This is a genomic window from Flavobacterium daemonense (assembly GCF_007341385.1).
Taxonomy (GTDB): Bacteria; Bacteroidota; Bacteroidia; order Flavobacteriales; family Flavobacteriaceae; genus Flavobacterium; species Flavobacterium daemonense.
Window position 1 is genome coordinate 384699 of sequence record NZ_VJYD01000003.1, and the last position, 21212, is coordinate 405910.

Consider the following 21212-nt stretch of genomic DNA (forward strand, 5'->3'; position numbering starts at 1 on the left):
GCTTGGTTCCTCGCAATGACAAAAAAAAAGAAATATGAAAGTATACGTAATAGGAATAGGATTAATAGGCGGCTCGATGGTGCTGGACATCAAAGACCAACATCCTGATTCAACGATTTTTGGAATCGATAGCAACGAAAAACATTTGCAGGAAGCCATTGATTTAGGAGTTATCGATGAAGCCGGAAGTTTTGAAGATTTGGCTGAAGCCGATTTTGTGATCGTTTCGGTTCCGGTTGATGTGGCGCTGACGGTTTTGCCAAAAGTGCTGGATTTGGTTGGAGACAAAACAATTGTTTTTGAAGTGGGCTCAACTAAAAAGCCAATTTGTGATGCCGTTGCCAATCATCCGAAAAGAAGAAATTTTATTGCCACGCATCCGATAGCAGGAACAGAGTTTTCAGGACCTTCGGCGGCGATAAAAGGTTTGTTTAAAGGAAAAACAAACATTATTTGTGAAGTGGAAAAAACCACTTTTAAATTGCAGGAAAAGGCGTTAAAGCTTTTCAGCGAAATCGGAATGAGAATTCGATATATGGACCCGACTTCGCACGATAAACACATTGCTTACGTTTCGCATTTGTCGCACATTAGTTCGTTTATGCTCGGGAAAACGGTAATGAATAAAGAAAAAGACGAACAGGATATTTTTGATATGGCGGGAAGTGGATTTGAAAGTACTGTTCGTTTAGCAAAAAGTTCGCCAGCGATGTGGACGCCGATTTTTAAGCAAAACAAAGAACACGTTCTGGAAACATTAGAAGAATATATTTCAAATCTCAGTCGGTTTAGGGATTTGTTGAAAGACGAAAATTACAATGCCATTTTTGAAGAAATGGAAAGCACAAATAAAATAAAAGAGATATTAAACGGATTAACAATAAAAAAGTAAAAACTATAAAACAATGGAAAATAAGAAAGAAATGAGAAAGTGGTTAGAAGATTTCAATTTAAATCACCCACTTGTGATAGCTGGACCGTGTAGTGCAGAAACGGAAGATCAAGTATTAAAAATTGCTCACGAATTAAAAGATTCAAAAGTTAGTGTTTTCAGAGCTGGAATCTGGAAACCAAGAACACGTCCAGGAGGATTTGAAGGTGTTGGAGAAATTGGATTAAAATGGTTACAAAAAGCAAAAGCTGAAACTGGTTTATTAATGGGAACTGAAGTTGCGACTGCAGCGCACTGTAAACTGGCTTTAGAACATGATATCGATGTTTTATGGGTTGGTGCTCGTACAACGGCAAATCCATTCGCAGTTCAAGAAATTGCGGATACTTTAAAAGGAACTGATAAAATCGTTTTGGTTAAAAACCCTGTAAACCCAGATTTAGCTTTATGGTTAGGTGGTGTTGAGCGTTTACACATGGCTGGAATCGAGAAATTAGGAGTTATCCACAGAGGTTTCTCTACTTACGAAAAAACAAAATACAGAAACATTCCAGAATGGCAAATTGCTATCGAATTGCAAAATAAATTCCCTGATTTACCTTTAATCATCGATCCATCTCACATTACTGGAGATCGTAAAATGATTTTCGAAGTAACACAAGAAGCTTTAGATTTGAATTACGATGGTATGATTATCGAAACGCACTACGATCCGGACAACGCTTGGTCTGATGCTGCTCAGCAAGTTACTCCAGACGCTTTGAAACAAATCATCAAAGATTTGACTATCAGAAAAACGGATGATACTACAGATGAGTACAGTCAAAAAATGAAAAAACTAAGAGCTAACATCGATGTTCTTGATGCTAACTTATTAGAGTTATTAGGAAAACGTATGAAAGTAGCTGACGAAATTGGTCAAGTGAAAAAAGATGCGAACGTTGCGATTCTTCAAAACAACCGTTGGAATGAAATCTTAGGGAAAATGATTCTAGAAGGTGAGAAAAAAGGTCTTACGGAAGAGTTTGTTTTGAGAATGTTCAAAGCAATTCACCAAGAAAGTATTGGTCACCAAGAGAAAATTTTCAACGCATAATTTTGTCTTAAACCATATAAGTGATATAAGAGAATTTAAGCATGACTTAAAGTAGTTCTCAAATTTTATTATATCACGAATTTAAAATTAGATTGTTTTTTTATATTAAATCTCCATTGCTTTCGGGCTTTGGAGATTTTTTTATGCTCTTTTAAATAGAAAATAAAACTGCTAATCTGCGAGAAAAATAATCGCTAGCAAATTTTGAAGATTGAACAGATAAAAATAAAATAATTATCTTCCCAACCTTTTGAAGTTTTTTGTTCTCTATAACAATATAAACCTTAATTTTTTGTGTCATGAAACTAAAATTGTTTTCGTCAGCGCCGAGTATTTTTCAAATGAATTTGAATGTATTGTTTTTCTGTCTGCTTTTTATTGGAACAAAAACTTTTGCACAAAGTCCAGAATTAACCGTAAAAGGAGAAGAAGCTGAAAAAGTGCGAATGAATAAACTTTTTGTCAATGTAAAAGTGGTGGGCAATATTGCTTATACAACTGCCGAAATGCATTTTTTCAATTCGGGGACACGACAAATGGAAGCAGAACTTATTTTTCCGTTGCCAGAAAATGTTTCGGTTTCTCGATACGCGATTGACATAAACGGGAAATTGCGTGAAGCGGTTCCGGTGAATAAAAATAAAGGAAAACAGGTTTTTGAGGCCATCGAACATCGTCGTGTTGATCCGGGATTATTGGAGAAAGTGGATGGAAATAATTTTAAAACGAGAATTTATCCGTTGATGCCAAATGGCGAACGCACTGTTGTTATTGGTTATGAAGAAGAACTTTCGGCTTTTGACAAGGATAATTTGGTGTATCAATTGGTGAGCCGATTTCCGAAGAAATTAGATCACTTTGAAATTAATGTTTCGGTTTTAGGAACTTCAACAGCGCCAGTTGTTACAGAGAATTCGGGCAACGAAATTGCTTTTTCGAAGTGGAATCAATCTTTTCAAGCTTCGGTAAAAAAAGATAATTATCAGCCTGAAGAAAAATTGGTTTTTAAAATTCCAATTCAGCAAAATAGTCCAAGTGTTGTGATGCAGAATGCCGGAGGTCAATATTATTTTTATGGAAATACTTTTGTCGAAGGAAACAAAGTTGCTAAAAAAACGCCAGCTTCAATTGGTTTGATCTGGGATAATTCTTTGAGCTGTAAAAACCGTGATTTAAAAAAAGAATTGGATTTGCTGGATGCTTATTTCCAAAAAATAAAAAACACAAAAGTGACTTTGTACTTTTTGAACTACACTTTTGAAAAACAAAAAGAATTTGTGATTTCTAACGGAAATTGGTCGGAATTGAAAACGGTCTTAGAAAACACAAAATATGATGGCGGAACGCGTTATTCGCAAATTAGCTTTGAAAATCAGGATGAATTTTTATTTTTCTCTGACGGATTATCTTCGTTGAGTGAAAATTTGTTACCAAAAACTAGAAAACCTCTTTACACCATTACGTCTTCAGTTTCTGCAGATTTTGCTTTTCTGAATTTTTCTTCAACAAAAACCGGTGGAAATTTCATCAATTTAAATCAGGTAAATTCGGAAACAGCTTTAGATAAATTGACAAATTCTAGTTTGAAATTTCTCGGAATAAAAGAGAATTTGACTGTGACTGATTTATTTCCGATGGAAGGAACTTCAGTTTCGGGAAATTTCAGTTTTTCGGGTATTTCCTTGAATCCTAAAAATGAGATTACGCTTCTTTTTGGTTATGGAAATGAAGCAGTTTTGGAACGAAAAATTACGCTTGATGTTGCTGCCCAAAATGCTGGAGACATAAATGTGGAAAAACTTTGGGCACAGAAAAAAATCGCCAATCTTGAATTGCAGTACACGAAAAATGCAGATGAAATCGAACTTCTTGGAAAGAAATTTGGGATTGTAACTAAAAATACTTCGTTGATTGTTCTTGAAAATGTGAGTGATTATATTTTATACGACATTGTACCGCCGGCAGAATTGCGCGCCGAGTATGACCGAATTAAAAAACAGGAACATGATTCTAGATTGGCACAGCAAAAGAACAATTGGGAAAGCATTGAAAGTTATTTTGCGAGCATAAATAGTTGGTGGAGAAAAGATACAAAATATTCGGCATCTAAATTAGCATCAAAATCTAAGGGCAAGAATTCCCAAAGAGCAAATAATAATAATGTTGCAAGTACAATTTTAAGAACTAGTCAAACAGTCCCAGCTGGATTTATTTCTGGAGTAATTTTAGATGTAAATGGTCAGCCATTGCCGGGAGCGAGTATTATTATTAGTGGGCGAACATCGGGAGTTCAAACTGATTTTGATGGAAAATTTAGCATAAAAGCACCTCAGAACACTGTTCTTGATATCACCTATATTGGTTTCGAACCTGCTCGTGTTAATGTTGGCAGAAATAATCTAGTTTCTATAAGATTGAGAGAGAATTCACAGAATTTAGAGGAAGTAGTTACTTTTGGCTACGGCACTATAAAGGGAGATCCTGATGCCGTACTGACGGTTGATGAGCCTGTTGGCAGAGGAACAGCTACCACTGTAATTGAAGAAGACAACAATGTGTATAATACTCCACCACCGCCAACAGCACCAAAAGTTGATCAGGTAAAATTTGTTGCGCCAGTAGTAGCAAAATCAGAAGAAGTTACCGAAGATATACCAGTAATTACTGATATAAAAGATAAAAAAGTTGGAAGTGAAGTAATAAATGAAAGTTCTGGAGAAGTAAAAGTAGTTGCTGTTGTTGGACCTGGAACTCAAAAAAAATCTGATGTCGTTGGTGCACTTTCGGAAAGTATTTCAAAAAATAAAGATCTTTTGCAAAATGCAAATTTAGAAAGAGGATATTCAACAGGAGATTCGAGAAAGCCTTTAATTATAGTTGATGGTCAGTTTTATGAAGGTGAACTGACTGATCTAGAGTCAGATGATATCAAAAGCGTAGAAGATTTGAAAGATGCCTCGAGAATTGCTGCTTATGGCCCAAAAGGAGCAAATGGCGTTATTATTATAACAACAAAAAAGAAGTCTTCAAATAATGGAGTTGTCCAAACAAAAAGTTGGAATCCAGATCGTTTGTATTTAAAGGCTTTGGCATCGGCACCAAAAGAAAAACAATATGATTTGTATTTAGAATTAAGAAAAGCACAGGAAAGAAATCCAAGTTTTTATTTTGATGTGGCGCACTTTTTCTACAATCAAGGAGATATGAAAAAAGCGTTGTTGATCATTAGCAATGTTGCTGATCTAGGCTTAGAAAATCATCAGCTTTATAAAACATTAACCTATACTTTGCGTGAATGGAAAGATTTTAATGATGCACTTTTTACAGCAAAACAAGTTGCAAAATGGAGAGAACATGAACCGCAAAGTTTGAGAGATTATGCCTTGGCGCTAGAAGATGCAGGAAAGTACCAAGAAGCGTTTAATGAATTGGTAAAATCGCTTGAGGTAAATTATTATGGAGAAATGAGCGGACAATATGAAGGTGTTGAAGATATTGTTTTGATGGATATTAACCGACTAATGGCCGCGCATCCAGGATTGAAAACCGGAAAATTGGACAAAAAATATATTGAAAAAATGCCTGTTGATATCAGAATCATCATGAATTGGAATCAAATGGATGTTGATTTGGATTTGCACGTAATTGAACCAACGGGTGAAGAATGTTATTACAGCCATAAAAGCACTGCAATTGGTGGCCGATTTTCTAAAGATTTTACGCAAGGTTATGGCCCAGAACAATATTTAATTCGAAATGCAGTAAAAGGGAAATATCAAATTAAAACGAATTTCTTTGGCGAAAGTCAATTGACGGAAAACGGTCCGGCAACAATTATGGTCGAAATTTATACGACTAGAGCCGGAAAAACATCCAGAACTTTGAAAACAATTCAGATAGGGAAAATTAAAGAGAATGAAGTTTTAGCCGAAATTATCTGGTAAAGTCTGCCAATTAAGAGAATGTCTTTCAAATTTAAAAGGCGAAATTGCGTTGTTCAATTCTAAAAACGTAATTTTGCCTTTTATTTTTCAGGTTAAAGAGCAATCTAAAATCTGAAATAAGCAATCTAAAATTAAAGAATGACAGGAACCGTTTATAAATCTACAGGAAGTTGGTACACTGTAAAATCTGAAAAAGGAGATTTTATAGAATGCCGTATGAAAGGGAAATTTAGAATTAAAGGTATAAAAAGTACCAACCCTATTGCTGTAGGCGATATTGTTGATTATGAATTGGAGGAAACATCGGATGCTGTTACCGGAATGATTCATAACATTCACGAAAGAAAAAACTATATCGTTCGTAAATCGGTTAATTTGTCTAAGCAGATTCATATTATTGCTTCCAATATTGATCAGGTTTTTTTATTGGTTACTATTGATAATCCGCCAACAACAACAAGTTTTATTGACCGTTTTTTGGTAACTGCCGAAGCATACGGAATTGAAGCAATCCTTATCTTTAATAAAATTGACACGCTGAACGATCAAACTTTAGACGATCAGCTTTACTTGCAGCATATTTATCAGGAAATTGGATATAAGTGTCTCCGAATTTCATCTACAGAAAATAAAGGCGTTGATAAACTGAAAGAAATGATGATCGGAAAAGTGAGTATGTTTTCAGGACATTCTGGAGTTGGGAAATCGACTTTGGTCAATGCGATGGAACCAAGTCTTCATTTAAAAACGACTGTAATTTCAGAACAAAGCAAACAAGGTCAACATACAACGACTTTTGCCGAAATGTACGATTTGTCTTTTGATGCACGAATTATCGATACGCCGGGAATTAAAGGTTTCGGAATTGTTGATATGGAGCCGTCAGAAATCAGTGGATATTTTCCGGAATTCTTCAAATTAAAAGATCAATGCAAATTTAACAACTGTTTACACAAAGAAGAACCACATTGTGCGATAAAAGCAGCTTTAGAAAAAGATGAAATCGCTTGGTCGCGCTACAATAGTTACTTAAAAATCCTCGAAGGCGACGAAGAGCATTATCGAACTGATACTTATGGTGAAGATCGTGCTGCGAGTGATGAAACACGTAAATAATTGTGAATTGAAAATGGTTAATTATAAATTCCCAATCTGAAGCGGAATTTTAAATCTGTTTAATCCGTGTAATCTGCGGCTAATTAATTATGCTACATTTAGATCAAAATAAGAATGAAAATTGTTTTACAAAGAGTTTCAGAAGCATCAGTAACCGTTGAAGGAAATCAAGTAGCTGCTATTCAAAAAGGATTATTGGTTTTAGTTGGAATTGAAGATGCCGATACTCAGGAAGATATTGACTGGCTTGCTGGTAAAATCATAAAAATGAGAATCTTTGGCGACGAAAATGATGTCATGAACTGCTCGGTTCAGGATATTGACGGCGAAATAATTGTTGTTAGCCAGTTTACACTTCACGCTTCTACAAAAAAGGGAAACCGTCCATCTTATATAAAAGCATCAAAACCTGATTTTGCTATTCCAATGTATGAACGCTTTGTTGAAGCTTTAGAAAAAGAGTTCAATAAAAAAATACAAACCGGAATTTTTGGGGCGGATATGAAAATCAGACTCTTAAATGACGGACCTGTAACGATCGTTATGGACAGCAAAAATCGAGACTAAAAAAAGTTTCACAAATGTTAAGAATTTCTAAAAAAAATATATATTTGAAGAAATTACTTACCAATGAAAAGCCCTTTTTTTTCGTTATTTTTATGTTTAATTGCCCTTAATTCGTTTGCGCAAAAGGTTAATTATAATGCCACTTCAATTGCAGACAGTCTAAAACAAAATGCAAATGCCGTTGTTCGATTAGATCAAATGGATATTAATATTGCTTCTCAACGAAGCATGACTACCAAAATTCAAAGAGTTGTTACAGTCTTAAATGAAAAGGGACTTGGTCATATTGATGCCTACCAACATTATGATAAAACTACTTCGATAACGAGTATTGAAGCAGTAATTTATGATGGTGCCGGAAATGAAATTAAAAAAATCAAACGAAAAGATTTTAGTGATCAAAGCGCTGTAAGCGGCAGTACGCTTTTTTCAGACAGCCGTGTCGTTTATTTAAATTATACTCCAATTGCATATCCGTTTACGGTTGCCTATACGTGCGAAACCGAAACTTCAAATACGGCATTTATTCCAAGATGGTACTTTTTGGGCGGTTATAATACAAGCGTGGAAAAATGTGCGCTGAATGTTTCTTTTCCAAGCGATTTGGGTTTCAAGAAAAAGGAATTTCAGTTTGCTGGATTTAACATAAAAAAAGCGGAAGAATCAGCTACAAAACTTAGTTATACGGCCGAAAATATTTTGGTTCAGAAATCAGAAGATTTAAGTCCATCTTCAGATGATTTGTTTCCAAGAGTTATGATGGGATTGGAGAAATTTCATCTAGAAGGCGTTGATGGAACCGCAACTACGTGGGAAGCATTTGGAAAATGGTACGGAGAAAAAATCTTAACTGGAACTACAACTTTGCCAGAAGAAACCGTATCTAAAATGAAAGCTCTTGTTGGTGATGAAAAAGACCCGATCAAGAAAGCGAAAATTATTTATGACTATGTTCAAAAAAAATCAAGGTATGTAAATATCGCAATCGGAATTGGAGGTTGGAAACCTATGCTGGCCAGCGATGTTGACCGTTTAGGATATGGCGATTGCAAGGCATTGTCAAATTATACAAAAGCACTTTTGCAAGCTGTTGATGTACCTTCTTACAACACAATTTTATATGGCGATCCGGATAAGGCTAATATTCAGTCAGATTTTGTTTCTATGCAGGGAAATCATATGATATTGGCAATTCCAAATGGCGGTAATTATACTTTTCTAGAATGCACAAGTCAAGATAATCCTTTTGGTTACCAAGGAACTTTTACTGACGATAGAGATGTTTTGATCATAAAACCGGATGGCGGTGAAATTGTTCGTACAAAAATTTACGATGATAAAGGCAATATCCAAAAAGATAAAGGAACTTACACAATTGACGAAAATGGACATTTTTCGGGCTCAATTTCGATAACTTCTGAAGGTTCTCAATACAGTTTGAAATACAGAATTGAAAATTATCAGCCAACAGAAAAAGAAGCGCATTATAAAGAATATTGGGACAACATCAATAATTTGAAATTAGGTAAAATTACATTTTCAAATGATAAGGAAAATGTCCGTTTTACCGAAGACGTACAGTTGAGCGCTATAAATTATGCTTCAATTTCAGCTAACAAAATGATTTTTGCTATTGACGCTTTTAATCAAAATACGGGAAGCGTAAAGCGTATCAGAAACAGAAAAAATCCATTCCAGATTCAGCGTGGTTATTTAGATTCTGATGAAATCGAAGTAAATCTTCCTGCTGGTTTTGCTATCGAGTTTCTTCCTCAAAATTATGAGCTGAAAGGAAAATTTGGTGAATACAAAACCGAAATCATTAAAAAAGACAACAATAAGCTTATCTACAAACGAAGTATGTTTCTAAACAAAGGAAAATATTCAAATAAAGAATATGATGAATATCGTCTTTTTATGGAACAGATTTCAAAAAACGACAACGCAAAAATTATATTGACCAAAAACTAACCAATAAATTAACCAAGACCTAACCCCAATGAAATTAATTAAAATCTTAAGCCTTTCGATTGTGCTTTTAGTTGTTTCAAAAGCAACCGCACAAGAGTTTAAATTAGGAAAAGTATCTGTTGCGGAATTAGAACAGAAAATGCATCCTAAAGATTCAGCAGCACCGGCCGCTATTTTGTATAAAAAAGGAAAAGCACGAATTGAGTTTGATCCAACAGAAGGATTTATTACCGTGACCGATGTTGAAGCGCGTATCAAAATTTATAAAAAAGAAGGATATGATTGGGCTAATAAAGCCGTTTGGTATTATAAACAGCCAAACTTTGTTGAAAAAGTTTCTTTTTCGGATGCTTACACGTATAATTTAGTAAACGGTAAAATCGAAAAAACAAAATTAAAATCTGAAGGAACTTTTGATGAAGTTTTGAATAAATACAGAGCTCAAAAGAAAATTACAATGCCAAATGTAAAAGAAGGTTCTGTAATTGAGTACAGTTATACTATTAAAAGCCCTAGCCGTTCAATTAGAGAATGGGATTTTCAAGAAACTATACCTGTAAATTACTCAGAATTTGTTACTTGTATTCCAGAGTATTATGTTTTTAATTCTAGAGCAAAAGGATATCTTTCACCAAAAGTTTCTACAACTAAAAATAACAAATCATTTACTATTAATAGTAAAGAAAGAAGCGGTTTTTATATTTCAAAAACAGAGTTTACAAGTGATAAAATTGATTATTTTGAAAATCAAACCACTTACGTTGCACAAGATTTTCCTGCAATGAAAGAAGAAGCTTTTGTGAATAATATGGATAATTACGTTTCAAGTATTCAGCACGAATTAGCTATGGTGAAATTTCCAAATGAGCCCATGAAACCATATTCTACAGATTGGGAATCTGTTGTGAAAACAATTTACAATTACGAAACTTTTGGACCTGAATTGAATAAAACTGGCTATTATGAAGATGATCTAAAAGTGCTTCTTGCTGATAAAAATACTCCTGAGGAAAAAATTTGGGCAATCTTAAATCATGTGAAAGCAAATGTAAAATGGAATGGCTACACCGGTTATGACTGCGATAATGGCGTTAAAAAAGCATACAAAGAAAAAACAGGAAACATTGGAGATATAAATTTAATGCTGACTTCCATGCTTCGTTACGCAGGTTTGACTGCAAATCCGGTTTTATTGAGTACGCGCGAAAACGGAATTGCTTTATTTCCTAACAGAACTGCTTTTGATTACGTTGTAGCGGCTGTTGAAACACCACAAGGGAATTTGTTATTAGATGCTTCAAATAAATATTCAACACCAAATATTCTTCCTTTCAGAACGATTAACTGGACGGGAAGATTGATTCGCAAGGATGGAACTTCTGAAGAAATTGAGCTTACACCAAAAAAAGCATCAAATGATATTGTCTTTTTGAGTTATAGCATAGATGCTGATGGAAAAGTTTCTGGAAAAACCAGAAGACAATACACAGATCACATGGCAATGATTACCAGAGAAAGAATTGACGGCGTTAAGCAGGAAGATTATCTTGAAAAATTAGAAAATAAAAGCGGAAAAATCGAAATCAGTGATTATACTCGAACTAATGAAAAAGAAATTTTACTGCCTGCAGTAGAAACATATGCTTTTACAGGAAATGATTTGTGCGAGATTATAGGTGGTAAAATATACGTTAATCCAATGTTGTTTTTTGCAAATGACAAAAATCCGTTTAAGCAGGAAGTTAGAGAATATCCAGTTGATTTTGGATTTCCGCAACTGGATAAATACAATATCACTATCCAAATTCCAGAAGGTTTCACAGTTGAAACATTGCCTGCTCCAGCAATCATAAATATGGAAGACAATGCGGGAAGTTTTAAATTCAACGTTGCAACAAACGGAAATACATTACAAGTAAGCATCGCAAACCAAATTAATGAAGCTATTTTTTCTGCCGAAAAATATGAAATGCTGAAAGAATATTACAAAGGAATGATTGCAAAAGAAACAGAGAAAATAGTTTTAAAAAGAATATAAAGAATGAAATTAGGTTTAATGATTGTCTCGGTTTTCATGATTTTGGGAATTTCAAAAGTCAAGGCTCAAAATTCCGAACTGGGAAAAGTTACTATTGCCGAACTTCAGGAAAAAGCATGTCCAAAAGATACAGCGGCTCCGGCCGCTATTTTGTTTAAAAAAGGAAGAACTTTTTTTACTTATAGTAACGATAAAGGTTTTTCAGCAAATCATGTTTACGAATTTAAAATCAAAATCTATAAAAAAGAGGGGCTTAAATGGGCCGATCAGAAAGTGAGATTTTTTATTGGTTATGAGAACTTAAACGAAGATCGATTAGAGTTTTCAAACGCTATAACCTATAATCTTGAAAATGGCGCAATTGTAAAAACAAAACTCGATAATCAGGGAGCGTTCAAGAACAAGGTAAATAAATTTTGGAAAGAAAAAACAATAACACTTCCGAATGTAAAAGTGGGTTCGGTTATTGAATATAAATACGTTTTGAAATCCGAGAATCTTCTAAAATTGCCTGATTTTGAATTTCAATACGATATTCCTGTCAATTATTTCGAATACAAAACAGAAATTCCGGAGTATTACATTTATAAGTCGATCTCAATTGGAAATTATCCAATAGAAACGGATTCTAAATTGGTAGGAAAAAGTCAAAGTTATGAGAATGAGCATAATCAATCTGGAATTCTTTCTTATAAGCAGATCAATACTTTTTATAAAGGAAAAGATGTTCCTGCTTTGACTGAAGAACCTTATGTAAATAATGTGGATAATTACAGAGGTGCTCTTCAATTTGAGATCGAGCGAATTCGTTATCCTGATAAGCCAGACAAAGATTATTCTGTAACTTGGGAAGGTGTTGCAACTAATATCTTCAAAAATGAACATTTTGGAAAAGAACTTAACGAAAAGACTTTTCTTGTTGAAGATGTCAAACGATTATTGACTGGCGTTGAATCGCAGAATGATCGAATGAATATCATTTTCAAATATGTTCAGAATAAAATGCATTGGAATGAAGAAAATGATTATTATACAGATAAAGGAGTCGTAAAAGCATATAGTGATCAGACAGGAAATGTAGCCGAAATTAATTTTATTTTGATCAATATGCTGAAATTAGGCGGTATTGACGCAAATCCGGTTTTGGTAAGTACGATTGAAAATGGCGTGCCGGTTTACCCAACAAGAACTGGATTTAATTATGTAATTGCGGGCGCACTCATAGACGGAAAATTAGTTTTGCTAGATGCCACACATAAATATACAAGTCCGAATATTTTACCATTGAACGTTTTAAACTGGAAAGGAAGATTGATCAAAATTGATGGATCTTCGCAGGAAATCAATTTAGATCCAACAACATTGTCAAGAGAAACCTCTAGCGTTTTGGCTAAAATGGACGATAACGGAAAAATTGACGGCAAGATCAGAATTCAAAGAACAGATTATGATGCATATTATTTCAGAATAAAAAATTCAGAAAAAAATCAAGAAAATTATCTTGAGAAATATGAAGAACAATTAGGTGATTTGAAAATTTCGAATTACAAAATCGAAAATGCTAAAGCCAATTTTTCAGATCCGGTAACAGAAACTTTTGATTTTGCATCTGATAATATGGTTGAAATTATTGGAGGACAAATGTTTATTAATCCGCTTTTGTTTTTTACGAGTTCGAAAAATCCTTTTAATCAGGAAAAAAGGCAGATGGGAATTTATTTTGGATATCCAACTCAGGAGAAAATCAGCCTGAATTTACAGCTTCCAGAAGGATTAGAAGTAACCGCAATGCCAAACCCAATTCGCATTACATCAGAAAATAAAGAAATCACATTTACTTTAAACATCTCAAAACTGGAAAATAAAATTCAGATTGTCTGTATGAAAGAAATAAACAATAGTATTTTTGCAGCTGGCGATTACAACGGACTGAAAGATCTTTTTCAGAAAATGATTGCCAGTCAAAATGAAAAAATTGTTCTTAAAAAAATATAGAAATGGATTTGAAAAATGCACAACTTGACGTTGATACTTGGATAAAAGAACACGGCGTTCGTTACTTCAACGAATTGACAAATATGGCACAGCTTACAGAAGAAGTAGGCGAAGTAGCAAGAATTATTGCGCGTCGTTACGGTGAACAATCTGAAAAGGAAAGCGATAAAAACAAAGATTTAGGCGAAGAATTAGCCGATGTTGTTTTTGTGGTTTTATGTCTGGCGAATCAAACGGGAATCGATTTGCAAGCGGCTTTTGATAAAAAGATGGATTTAAAATCGGTTAGAGATAAAGATCGTCACAAAAACAATGATAAATTGAAATAATTGTGAAATTTCAATTATAAGTTTTGAATTATGAGTTTTGAATTTTGAATTATGAATGGGGAGTGGTAAATTGCGGGGCTGAATTATGTTTCTCATCATTCATAATTCAATTCACAACTTACAATTAAAAAAATGAATTTAAAATTAAGCACGAATTCACCATTTACAATTGATGATTCGCAACTAAATATTACAGGTTCAAAAAGCGAAACGAACCGTTTATTGCTACTAAAAGCTTTATTTCCAAATATTTCTTTAGCCAATACTTCAAACTCTGACGATAGCGAGGTAATGCAGAAAGCATTAATTGGCAATGATGAAATTGTTGATATCCACCACGCTGGAACCGCAATGCGTTTTTTAACAGCTTATTTTGCTGTAAACGAAGGCAGAGAAGTGGTAATGACAGGTTCAAGCAGAATGCAGGAGCGTCCGATAAAAATTTTGGTTGATACTTTAAGACAATTGGGAGTTGAAATCTCTTATGAAAAAGAAGAAGGTTATCCACCGATTCGAATTAAAGGAAAAAAAGTTACGGCTTCAAAAGTTACTTTGGCTGCAAATGTGAGCAGTCAATATATCTCTGCTCTTTTATTAGTAGCTTCAAAACTAGAAAACGGTTTAGAGCTGACTTTAGAAGGAGAAATTACTTCGATTCCATATATCAAAATGACTTTGGCTTTGCTGACGGATCTGGATATTAAAACAAGTTTTGAAGGAAACGTAATTAAAGTTTTCCCTAAAGAAGCTGTTGAATCAAAAGAAATGGTTGTGGAATCAGACTGGAGTTCGGCTTCTTATTTCTTTAGTCTTGTGGCTTTGGCCGATGCTGCAAAAATTACGTTGAGCAGTTACAAAGAAAATAGTCTTCAAGGAGATTCGGAGTTAGTTTCTCTTTATGAAAAAATGGGAGTAAAAACGAGTTTCCAAAACAATAAAATGACTTTGGAAAAAGTAGCCGATTTTAAATATGAAGATGTAAATTTTGAATTGAATAATACACCAGATATTGCACAGACAATTGTTGTGACTTGTTTAGGTTTAGGAATTGGATGTCATTTGACAGGTCTTCATACTTTAAAAATTAAAGAAACTGATAGACTTGAAGCATTAAGAATTGAATTGACAAAATTAGGTGCTAATATTTCGGTTACTAATGACAGTTTGACTTTAGTGAAATCTTCAACTATTAACCACGATGTGAAAATCGGAACTTACAATGATCACCGAATGGCGATGGCATTTGCTCCATTAGCAATTAAGGTTCCAATTATTATTGAAGATGCAGGAGTAGTTTCAAAATCATACCCAGATTTTTGGAATGATTTAAAAGCTTTAAACTTTCAAATTTCAGAATTATAAAATTTTTTGAACCATATAAATGATATGTTCAATTAAATAAAAGCGCATAAAACATAGCCTCTGGTTTCAGCCAGAGGTTTTTTTATGCGCATCTAAGAGCAAACCCGACAGGTTTTTAAAACCTGTCGGGTTTAAAATTGTATATAAAACCCAGCTAAAATAAACTTATATAACTTATATGGTAAAAAAAGCGTTTTTTAACTCATCTCGAAACCTCACAAAATCAAGGACTTTTGAAAATAAAAGCCAAAACACTTGACAACGCCTATTTCACAATCGTATATTTGCAAGCGATTTAAAATTTTAGATAAAAAATCTAAAATCTACACTCTAAAATCAATAATTCAAATATGAAATTATCACACTTCAATTTCAATTTACCGAAAGAACTTTTGGCTGAATTTCCAGCAGAAAACAGAGATGAATCTCGTTTAATGGTAATTGACCGTAAAAAAAACACTATCGAACACAAAATGTTTAAAGACGTTATCAACTATTTTGATGATGGAGATGTTTTGATTCTTAATAATACAAAAGTTTTCCCGGCACGTTTGTACGGAAACAAAGAAAAAACGGGAGCGAGAATTGAAGTTTTCTTATTGAGAGAATTAAATTCTGAGCAACGTTTATGGGACGTTCTAGTTGATCCTGCTAGAAAAATCCGTATTGGTAACAAACTTTATTTTGGTGATGACGATTCGTTAGTTGCTGAGGTAATCGACAATACAACTTCTCGTGGTAGAACTTTACGTTTCTTATACGATGGATCTTATGAAGAATTCAGAAACAAATTGACAGAACTTGGAGAAACTCCAATTCCTAAATACATCAACAGAGAAGTTACTGCTGAAGATGCTGAAAGATACCAAACAATCTACGCAAAAGAAGAAGGAGCTGTAGCGGCGCCAACTGCTGGATTGCACTTCTCTAAACACCTTTTGAAAAAATTAGAAATCAAAGGAGTGAATTTTGCTGAGGTTACATTGCACGTTGGTTTAGGAACTTTTAACCCAGTTGAGGTTGAAGATTTGTCTAAACACAAAATGGATTCAGAGGAATTGATCATCAATCAGCAAGCTTGTGATATCGTAAACGAAGCAAAAGCGAAGAAAAAACGTATTTGTGCTGTAGGAACAACTTCAATGCGCGCCATCGAAAGTTCAGTTTCTTCTGCTAATACTTTGAATCCTTACGAAGGATGGACAAATAAATTTATTTTCCCTCCTCACGATTTCAGTATTGCAAACTGTATGATTACAAACTTCCACACGCCAAAATCAACATTATTAATGATGATTTCTGCTTTCTGTGGTCACGATCTAATGAAAAAAGCATACGAAGAAGCAATCAAAGAAGGATACAAATTCTATTCTTACGGAGACGCGATGTTAATATTATAATCTGAGATTATTTTCAGATCCAAACCCGACAGGTTTTAAAAACCTGTCGGGTTTTCTGGTTTTAAATGGTTTCAAGTTTTAGGTTTCTCCCGAAGCTTCGGGATCAAGTTTGACATTCGTTGAGAAATTTTAAACGCAAAGTTCGCAAGGTTTTTGTGCTCAGTTTGTGCTTGCCAAATGCAAAAGAACGCAAAGCTTTGCGAACTTAGCGTTTATAAACGTTAGCCTTGATAAAAAAAGACTTTGCGCTCTTTGCGTTAAAAAACGCACAAAGCATATCAATCTGAAACAAAACAAACAAATTTTGTTATTTTAGCACCCAAAACAAAAACACAATGACTTTTCAAAATACACGCGAATTTGCACGAGAGCTAGATTCGAAAGACGCATTAAACCATTACCAACAAGAATTTATTTTCCCTAAAGTAAATGATAAACGAGTAATTTACTTTACAGGAAATTCATTAGGATTACAGCCAAAACGTACTAAAGCTTATGTGGATGAAATAATGAATGACTGGGCAGAATTGGCTGTTGAAGGTCATTTTTATGCAGAGAAACCTTGGTGGGATTATCAGGAAAGATTTGCTGAACCGTTAAGTAAAATTGTCGGAGCGCTTCCGTCAGAAGTTACTGTGATGAATACTTTGACTGTGAATCTTCACTTATTGATGGTTTCTTTTTATCAGCCAAAAGGCAAACGTTATAAAATTATCTGCGAAGAAAAAGCTTTTCCGTCAGATCAATATATGTTTCAGAGTCAGGTAAATTTTCACGGATACAAACCAGAAGATGCGATTATAGAAATCAAACGCCGTGAAGGAGAACATAATATTCGTCTTGAAGATGTTTTGGCAAAAATTGAAGAAGTTGGCGACGAATTGGCTTTGGTTCTAATTGGTGGCGTAAACTATTATACAGGACAAGTTTTCGATATTAAAACGATTACAGCAGCAGGGCAAAAAGCCGGAGCAAAAGTAGGCTGGGATTTAGCGCACGCAGCGGGAAATATTAAATTAGAACTTCACGATTGGAATGTTGATTTCGCTGCTTGGTGCAGTTATAAATACATGAATTCAGGACCAGGAAATGCTTCTGGAGTTTTTGTTCACGAAAAACATCATAATGCCGATTTGCCAAGATTCGCCGGTTGGTGGGGACATAATAAAGAGCGTCGTTTTAAAATGGAGCCAAATTTTGATCCCGTTCATGGGGCAGGAGGATGGCAGATCAGTAATCTTCCGGTCTTGTCTTTAGCGCCATATTTAGCTTCTGTTGAAATGTTTGCTGAGGTTGGAATGGACGCATTAATTGCAAAACGCGATCATATTACTTCTTATTTGGAATTTATTCTGCATGAAATTGATAAAGAAGTAGAAAGCACTTTTGAAATCATTACGCCGACAAATCCTGAAGAAAGGGCTTCGCAACTTTCTGTTTTCTTGCATGGTGAAGGAAGAAGTTTATTCGATTATTTAATGAAAAACGGAGTAATTACAGATTGGCGTGAACCCAATGTTATTCGTTTGGCACCAGTTCCTTTGTATTGCTCATATGAAGATATGTATGATTTTGGGCAAATTTTGAAAAAAGGAATTTTAGGGAAGTAAGAGTGAATTAATCTCGCAAAGTCGCGAAGACGCAAAGTTTTTTTATTTAAAGCCACGGATTATAAGGATTAAAAAGATTTTTTCTGAATTGCCTCTAGCTTTGGCTGGAGATGTTAAAGATGAAATTTAAGGAGGCTTTAGCCGAACTATACTAGTTTGGCTAAAGCCTTTTATTTGACTATTTGTTTTATTCAGCTAAAGCTGTAAGCTATTAAACTTAAAACATTAAACTTTGCGCCTCTGCGTCTTTGCGAGATTAATATATTCTACTTTTAATAAAAACGCTCCGAGATTTCAACCAAATCTTCTAATCTTATAAACTTTCCAAAAAATTCTGTAATAAACTTTATACCAGATATTCCGTATTTTGTAGTGTAATAATTTTTAAAACTACAATCATGAAAGCCTTATATATATTATTTGCCGCTTTATCTATAGTTTCTTGTCAAAATCAAGGAAAAAAAGATATCAATATAGCAAAACAAGCCAGTATTGATTCTATGAAAGTTGAAATTAGCAAACAACGTGTTATAGACTCAATGAAAACACAAATGGCTAATTTAGAAGCAGAAAAAGCAAAAGCTCAAGAGCAAAAAGTTGTAGTAGTTCATCAACAAGATGGAACAGCAACCGCTGAAACACCTAAAAAGAAAGGCTGGAGTGCAACTGCTAAAGGCGCTGTAATTGGTGCTGGTGTAGGAGCTGCAACTGGAGCAATCGTGAGCAAGAAAAAAGGTGAAGGAGCAATAATTGGCGGTTTAGCCGGTGCTGCTTTAGGAACTGGAACAGGTGCTGTGATCGACAGTAAACAGAAAAAGAAAGAATAGATTTTTAGATACTATAAATTTAAAAAACGCCGATTTAGAACATTTAAATCGGCGTTTTTGTTTTAAGTAATTATGAATTGGGAATCTGAATAGCGTTCAATTCTGATTTATAGAAATCGAATTGCTTTTTGATTTTTTCTTCTTCATTTTTGAAATAAAAAGTAGAAGAAAACAAATTTTGATAATATTCAATTCCTTCTAAAATATTCGCTTTAAAAGTATTCCATTTTTTAAGCTGATTCGTTGTAATTTCTCCAGAAACAGTTTCAATTTCATTTCTAAAATAGTCAACATACATTTTCAATTCTTTCACAAATACATGCGGACGATCATTAGTTCTTAAAATAGATTTTCCTTGATAAATATGCTGCAACATTTCTTTTATAGAAACTTCTTGATCGAAATAAGCTAAATTTGGCCCCGGACAAATTACTACTCCTTGATTCTGGCCTTTTATTTTAATGTCATTTTCAAGATACGAAGCGTTTGCTAAACCAACACATAAACACGATTTTTCGGTTATTTTGATTTTGCTTTTTTCGAATTCGCTGTCGCTTAAAATGTCTTTTTTGCTTTCCAACTCTCCCAGTTTTATGTCTTGATATTTTTTTGAAGCCGTACAAATTCCGTGTGGATCATATTCTTTGCTTAGCGCTAAAAATTTCTTTGGACACGAGCTTCCAGCTTTGTTTTCATGAATTCGTTTTTGTTTTAAAAACTCGTTTGTTGTTCCTTTCAACGTATTAAACGGAACTCCCAAAGGCGAAATATTACTCAAATAAAAATCATTTTCTTTTGCGTTCATCAACAAATCTCTAGTTTCTTGATCTACAGAAGTTGCTTCAGGAACCAATAAAAAAGGCGAACCCCAGCCAACAGAATTTACTTTATATTCATCTAATAAAAACTCATGTTCTTCTGCAGTTCCAACGCCGCCTTGAACCGTAATTTTTATCTCTAAAGGATTTTCGGGTATAGGCTGATTTTTTGCCTGTAAAGCTTTAATCATTAAATCGTGGGCGGATTGTACCAATTGCTCTTTTTTTTGCTTGAATTCTTCTAAAATAGTACCTAATAAAAGTCCGTCAGTGGCAAAAGCGTGACCACCGCAGTTTAATCCCGATTCTATTCGGTATTCAGAAACCCAAAGCCCTTTTTTTGCCAAGAAATTTCCCTGAATCATTGCCGATCTAAAATCACTTACTTTTAGAATAATTTTCTTTTTCAGTTCGTTCTTTTCATTCGGAAAAAAATCTTTGAAGTTTTCAAAATAACTATACAATCGCGGATTCATTCCGGCAGAAAGTACAACAGACGATTCCAGATTACTGTTTGCAAAACCTCTTAAAGCGGCATGAGCATCGTTAAATTCAGTTGGAAGCTGTTCATTTTTGGCAAAATTGTCTTTGTCAAGTTTCGTCATGATGTTAACGTCAATTTCGCCTGAAAAAAGATGGGTTTCAATATAATTCTGAATATTTTCTTTAAAAGCGATTCCATCATCCAATAAATTCTGAAATCCTTTTTTAATGTCGGAAGTATTGGGTAAAATCGACATGAAGTTTTCCAAAGCTGTTTTGCTTTCGGTTAATTCAGTTTTGAAATTTTCGAATTTTTCTTTTACGATTTTATCGACTAAGTTTAAGTAAGATTTAATTCTTTCGGCTCTATAATCATGAAATTTCTGAGTGATTTCTTCATACGGAAAATTAAATTTAGTGCTATAAAAATTACGCATCTTTTCAATCAACTCATCGTCAGCAATTGAAATTACAGACGAGATTCCGTATTGCGCCACACGAATTGGGCTGTCAATTGTATACGCAAGTCCCATTACCGGTATGTGGAAAGTATGTAAAGGCGTTTTTGTCATTTGTCTTAAATTAAAATAAAGACAAATATTGAAAAAAGGATTTTTTAAAAACGTGATAATTATCAGTTTTGTAAGTTGTTGAGAATGTTTTTTTGCCAACGAGCTACCCTCAATCTTGTCATTCCGAGGAACGAGGAATCTCCGCAAGAAGCTCGACAAAGATCGGACTTTCGTTGCGGAGTTACTCGTGGA

The 21212-nt window shown here is 34.1% G+C and carries 14 protein-coding genes; 13 read left to right on the forward strand and 1 reads right to left on the reverse strand.

Features of this window, described 5'->3' with window-relative positions; all coding sequences use genetic code 11:
• Positions 1-34 precede the first annotated feature (34 nt).
• The 13 genes from FND99_RS06160 to FND99_RS06220 all read left to right on the forward strand — a co-directional run bounded on the left by FND99_RS06160 (position 35) and on the right by FND99_RS06220 (position 19147).
• Positions 35-892, forward strand: a complete 858-nt coding sequence (locus tag FND99_RS06160; RefSeq protein ID WP_144337090.1) for a prephenate dehydrogenase — start codon at positions 35-37, stop codon at positions 890-892.
• A gap of 13 nt (positions 893-905) precedes the next feature.
• Complete coding sequence (locus FND99_RS06165; RefSeq protein WP_035653393.1) at positions 906-1988, forward strand: bifunctional 3-deoxy-7-phosphoheptulonate synthase/chorismate mutase type II; 1083 nt, start codon at positions 906-908, stop codon at positions 1986-1988.
• Between the two features lie 299 nt (positions 1989-2287).
• Positions 2288-5932, forward strand: coding sequence for a VIT domain-containing protein (locus tag FND99_RS06170; RefSeq protein ID WP_246074183.1), 3645 nt, complete (start codon positions 2288-2290; stop codon positions 5930-5932).
• Positions 5933-6070: 138 nt separating this feature from the next.
• Positions 6071-7048, forward strand: a complete 978-nt coding sequence (rsgA, locus tag FND99_RS06175; RefSeq protein ID WP_144337091.1) for a ribosome small subunit-dependent GTPase A — start codon at positions 6071-6073, stop codon at positions 7046-7048.
• Positions 7049-7162: 114 nt separating this feature from the next.
• Positions 7163-7615 carry a D-aminoacyl-tRNA deacylase gene (gene dtd / locus FND99_RS06180; RefSeq protein ID WP_144337092.1) on the forward strand — a complete coding sequence of 151 codons (453 nt, stop codon included), beginning with the start codon at positions 7163-7165 and terminating at the stop codon, positions 7613-7615.
• 63 nt (positions 7616-7678) lie between these two features.
• Positions 7679-9586 carry a DUF3857 domain-containing protein gene (locus FND99_RS06185; protein WP_144337093.1) on the forward strand — a complete coding sequence of 636 codons (1908 nt, stop codon included), beginning with the start codon at positions 7679-7681 and terminating at the stop codon, positions 9584-9586.
• Between the two features lie 28 nt (positions 9587-9614).
• Positions 9615-11624, forward strand: coding sequence for a DUF3857 domain-containing protein (locus FND99_RS06190; protein ID WP_144337094.1), 2010 nt, complete (start codon positions 9615-9617; stop codon positions 11622-11624).
• A gap of 3 nt (positions 11625-11627) precedes the next feature.
• Positions 11628-13619, forward strand: a complete 1992-nt coding sequence (locus FND99_RS06195; RefSeq protein WP_144337095.1) for a DUF3857 domain-containing protein — start codon at positions 11628-11630, stop codon at positions 13617-13619.
• Between the two features lie 2 nt (positions 13620-13621).
• Positions 13622-13948 (forward strand): nucleotide pyrophosphohydrolase, encoded by a 327-nt coding sequence (locus FND99_RS06200; RefSeq protein ID WP_012022600.1) that lies wholly within the window; start codon positions 13622-13624, stop codon positions 13946-13948.
• A 132-nt stretch (positions 13949-14080) separates the two neighbouring features.
• Positions 14081-15310 carry a 3-phosphoshikimate 1-carboxyvinyltransferase gene (locus FND99_RS06205; protein WP_144337096.1) on the forward strand — a complete coding sequence of 410 codons (1230 nt, stop codon included), beginning with the start codon at positions 14081-14083 and terminating at the stop codon, positions 15308-15310.
• Between the two features lie 350 nt (positions 15311-15660).
• Positions 15661-16710 (forward strand): tRNA preQ1(34) S-adenosylmethionine ribosyltransferase-isomerase QueA, encoded by a 1050-nt coding sequence (gene queA / locus FND99_RS06210; protein WP_144337097.1) that lies wholly within the window; start codon positions 15661-15663, stop codon positions 16708-16710.
• Positions 16711-17045: 335 nt separating this feature from the next.
• Positions 17046-18320, forward strand: coding sequence for a kynureninase (gene kynU / locus FND99_RS06215; RefSeq protein ID WP_144337098.1), 1275 nt, complete (start codon positions 17046-17048; stop codon positions 18318-18320).
• Between the two features lie 398 nt (positions 18321-18718).
• Positions 18719-19147 (forward strand): YMGG-like glycine zipper-containing protein, encoded by a 429-nt coding sequence (locus FND99_RS06220; protein WP_144337099.1) that lies wholly within the window; start codon positions 18719-18721, stop codon positions 19145-19147.
• A 70-nt stretch (positions 19148-19217) separates the two neighbouring features.
• Here FND99_RS06220 and FND99_RS06225 read toward each other — a convergent pair whose 3' ends face one another.
• Entirely contained in the window at positions 19218-21020 is a 1803-nt protein-coding gene (locus FND99_RS06225; RefSeq protein ID WP_144337100.1) for a hypothetical protein, read from the reverse strand.
• Positions 21021-21212: the final 192 nt, after the last annotated feature.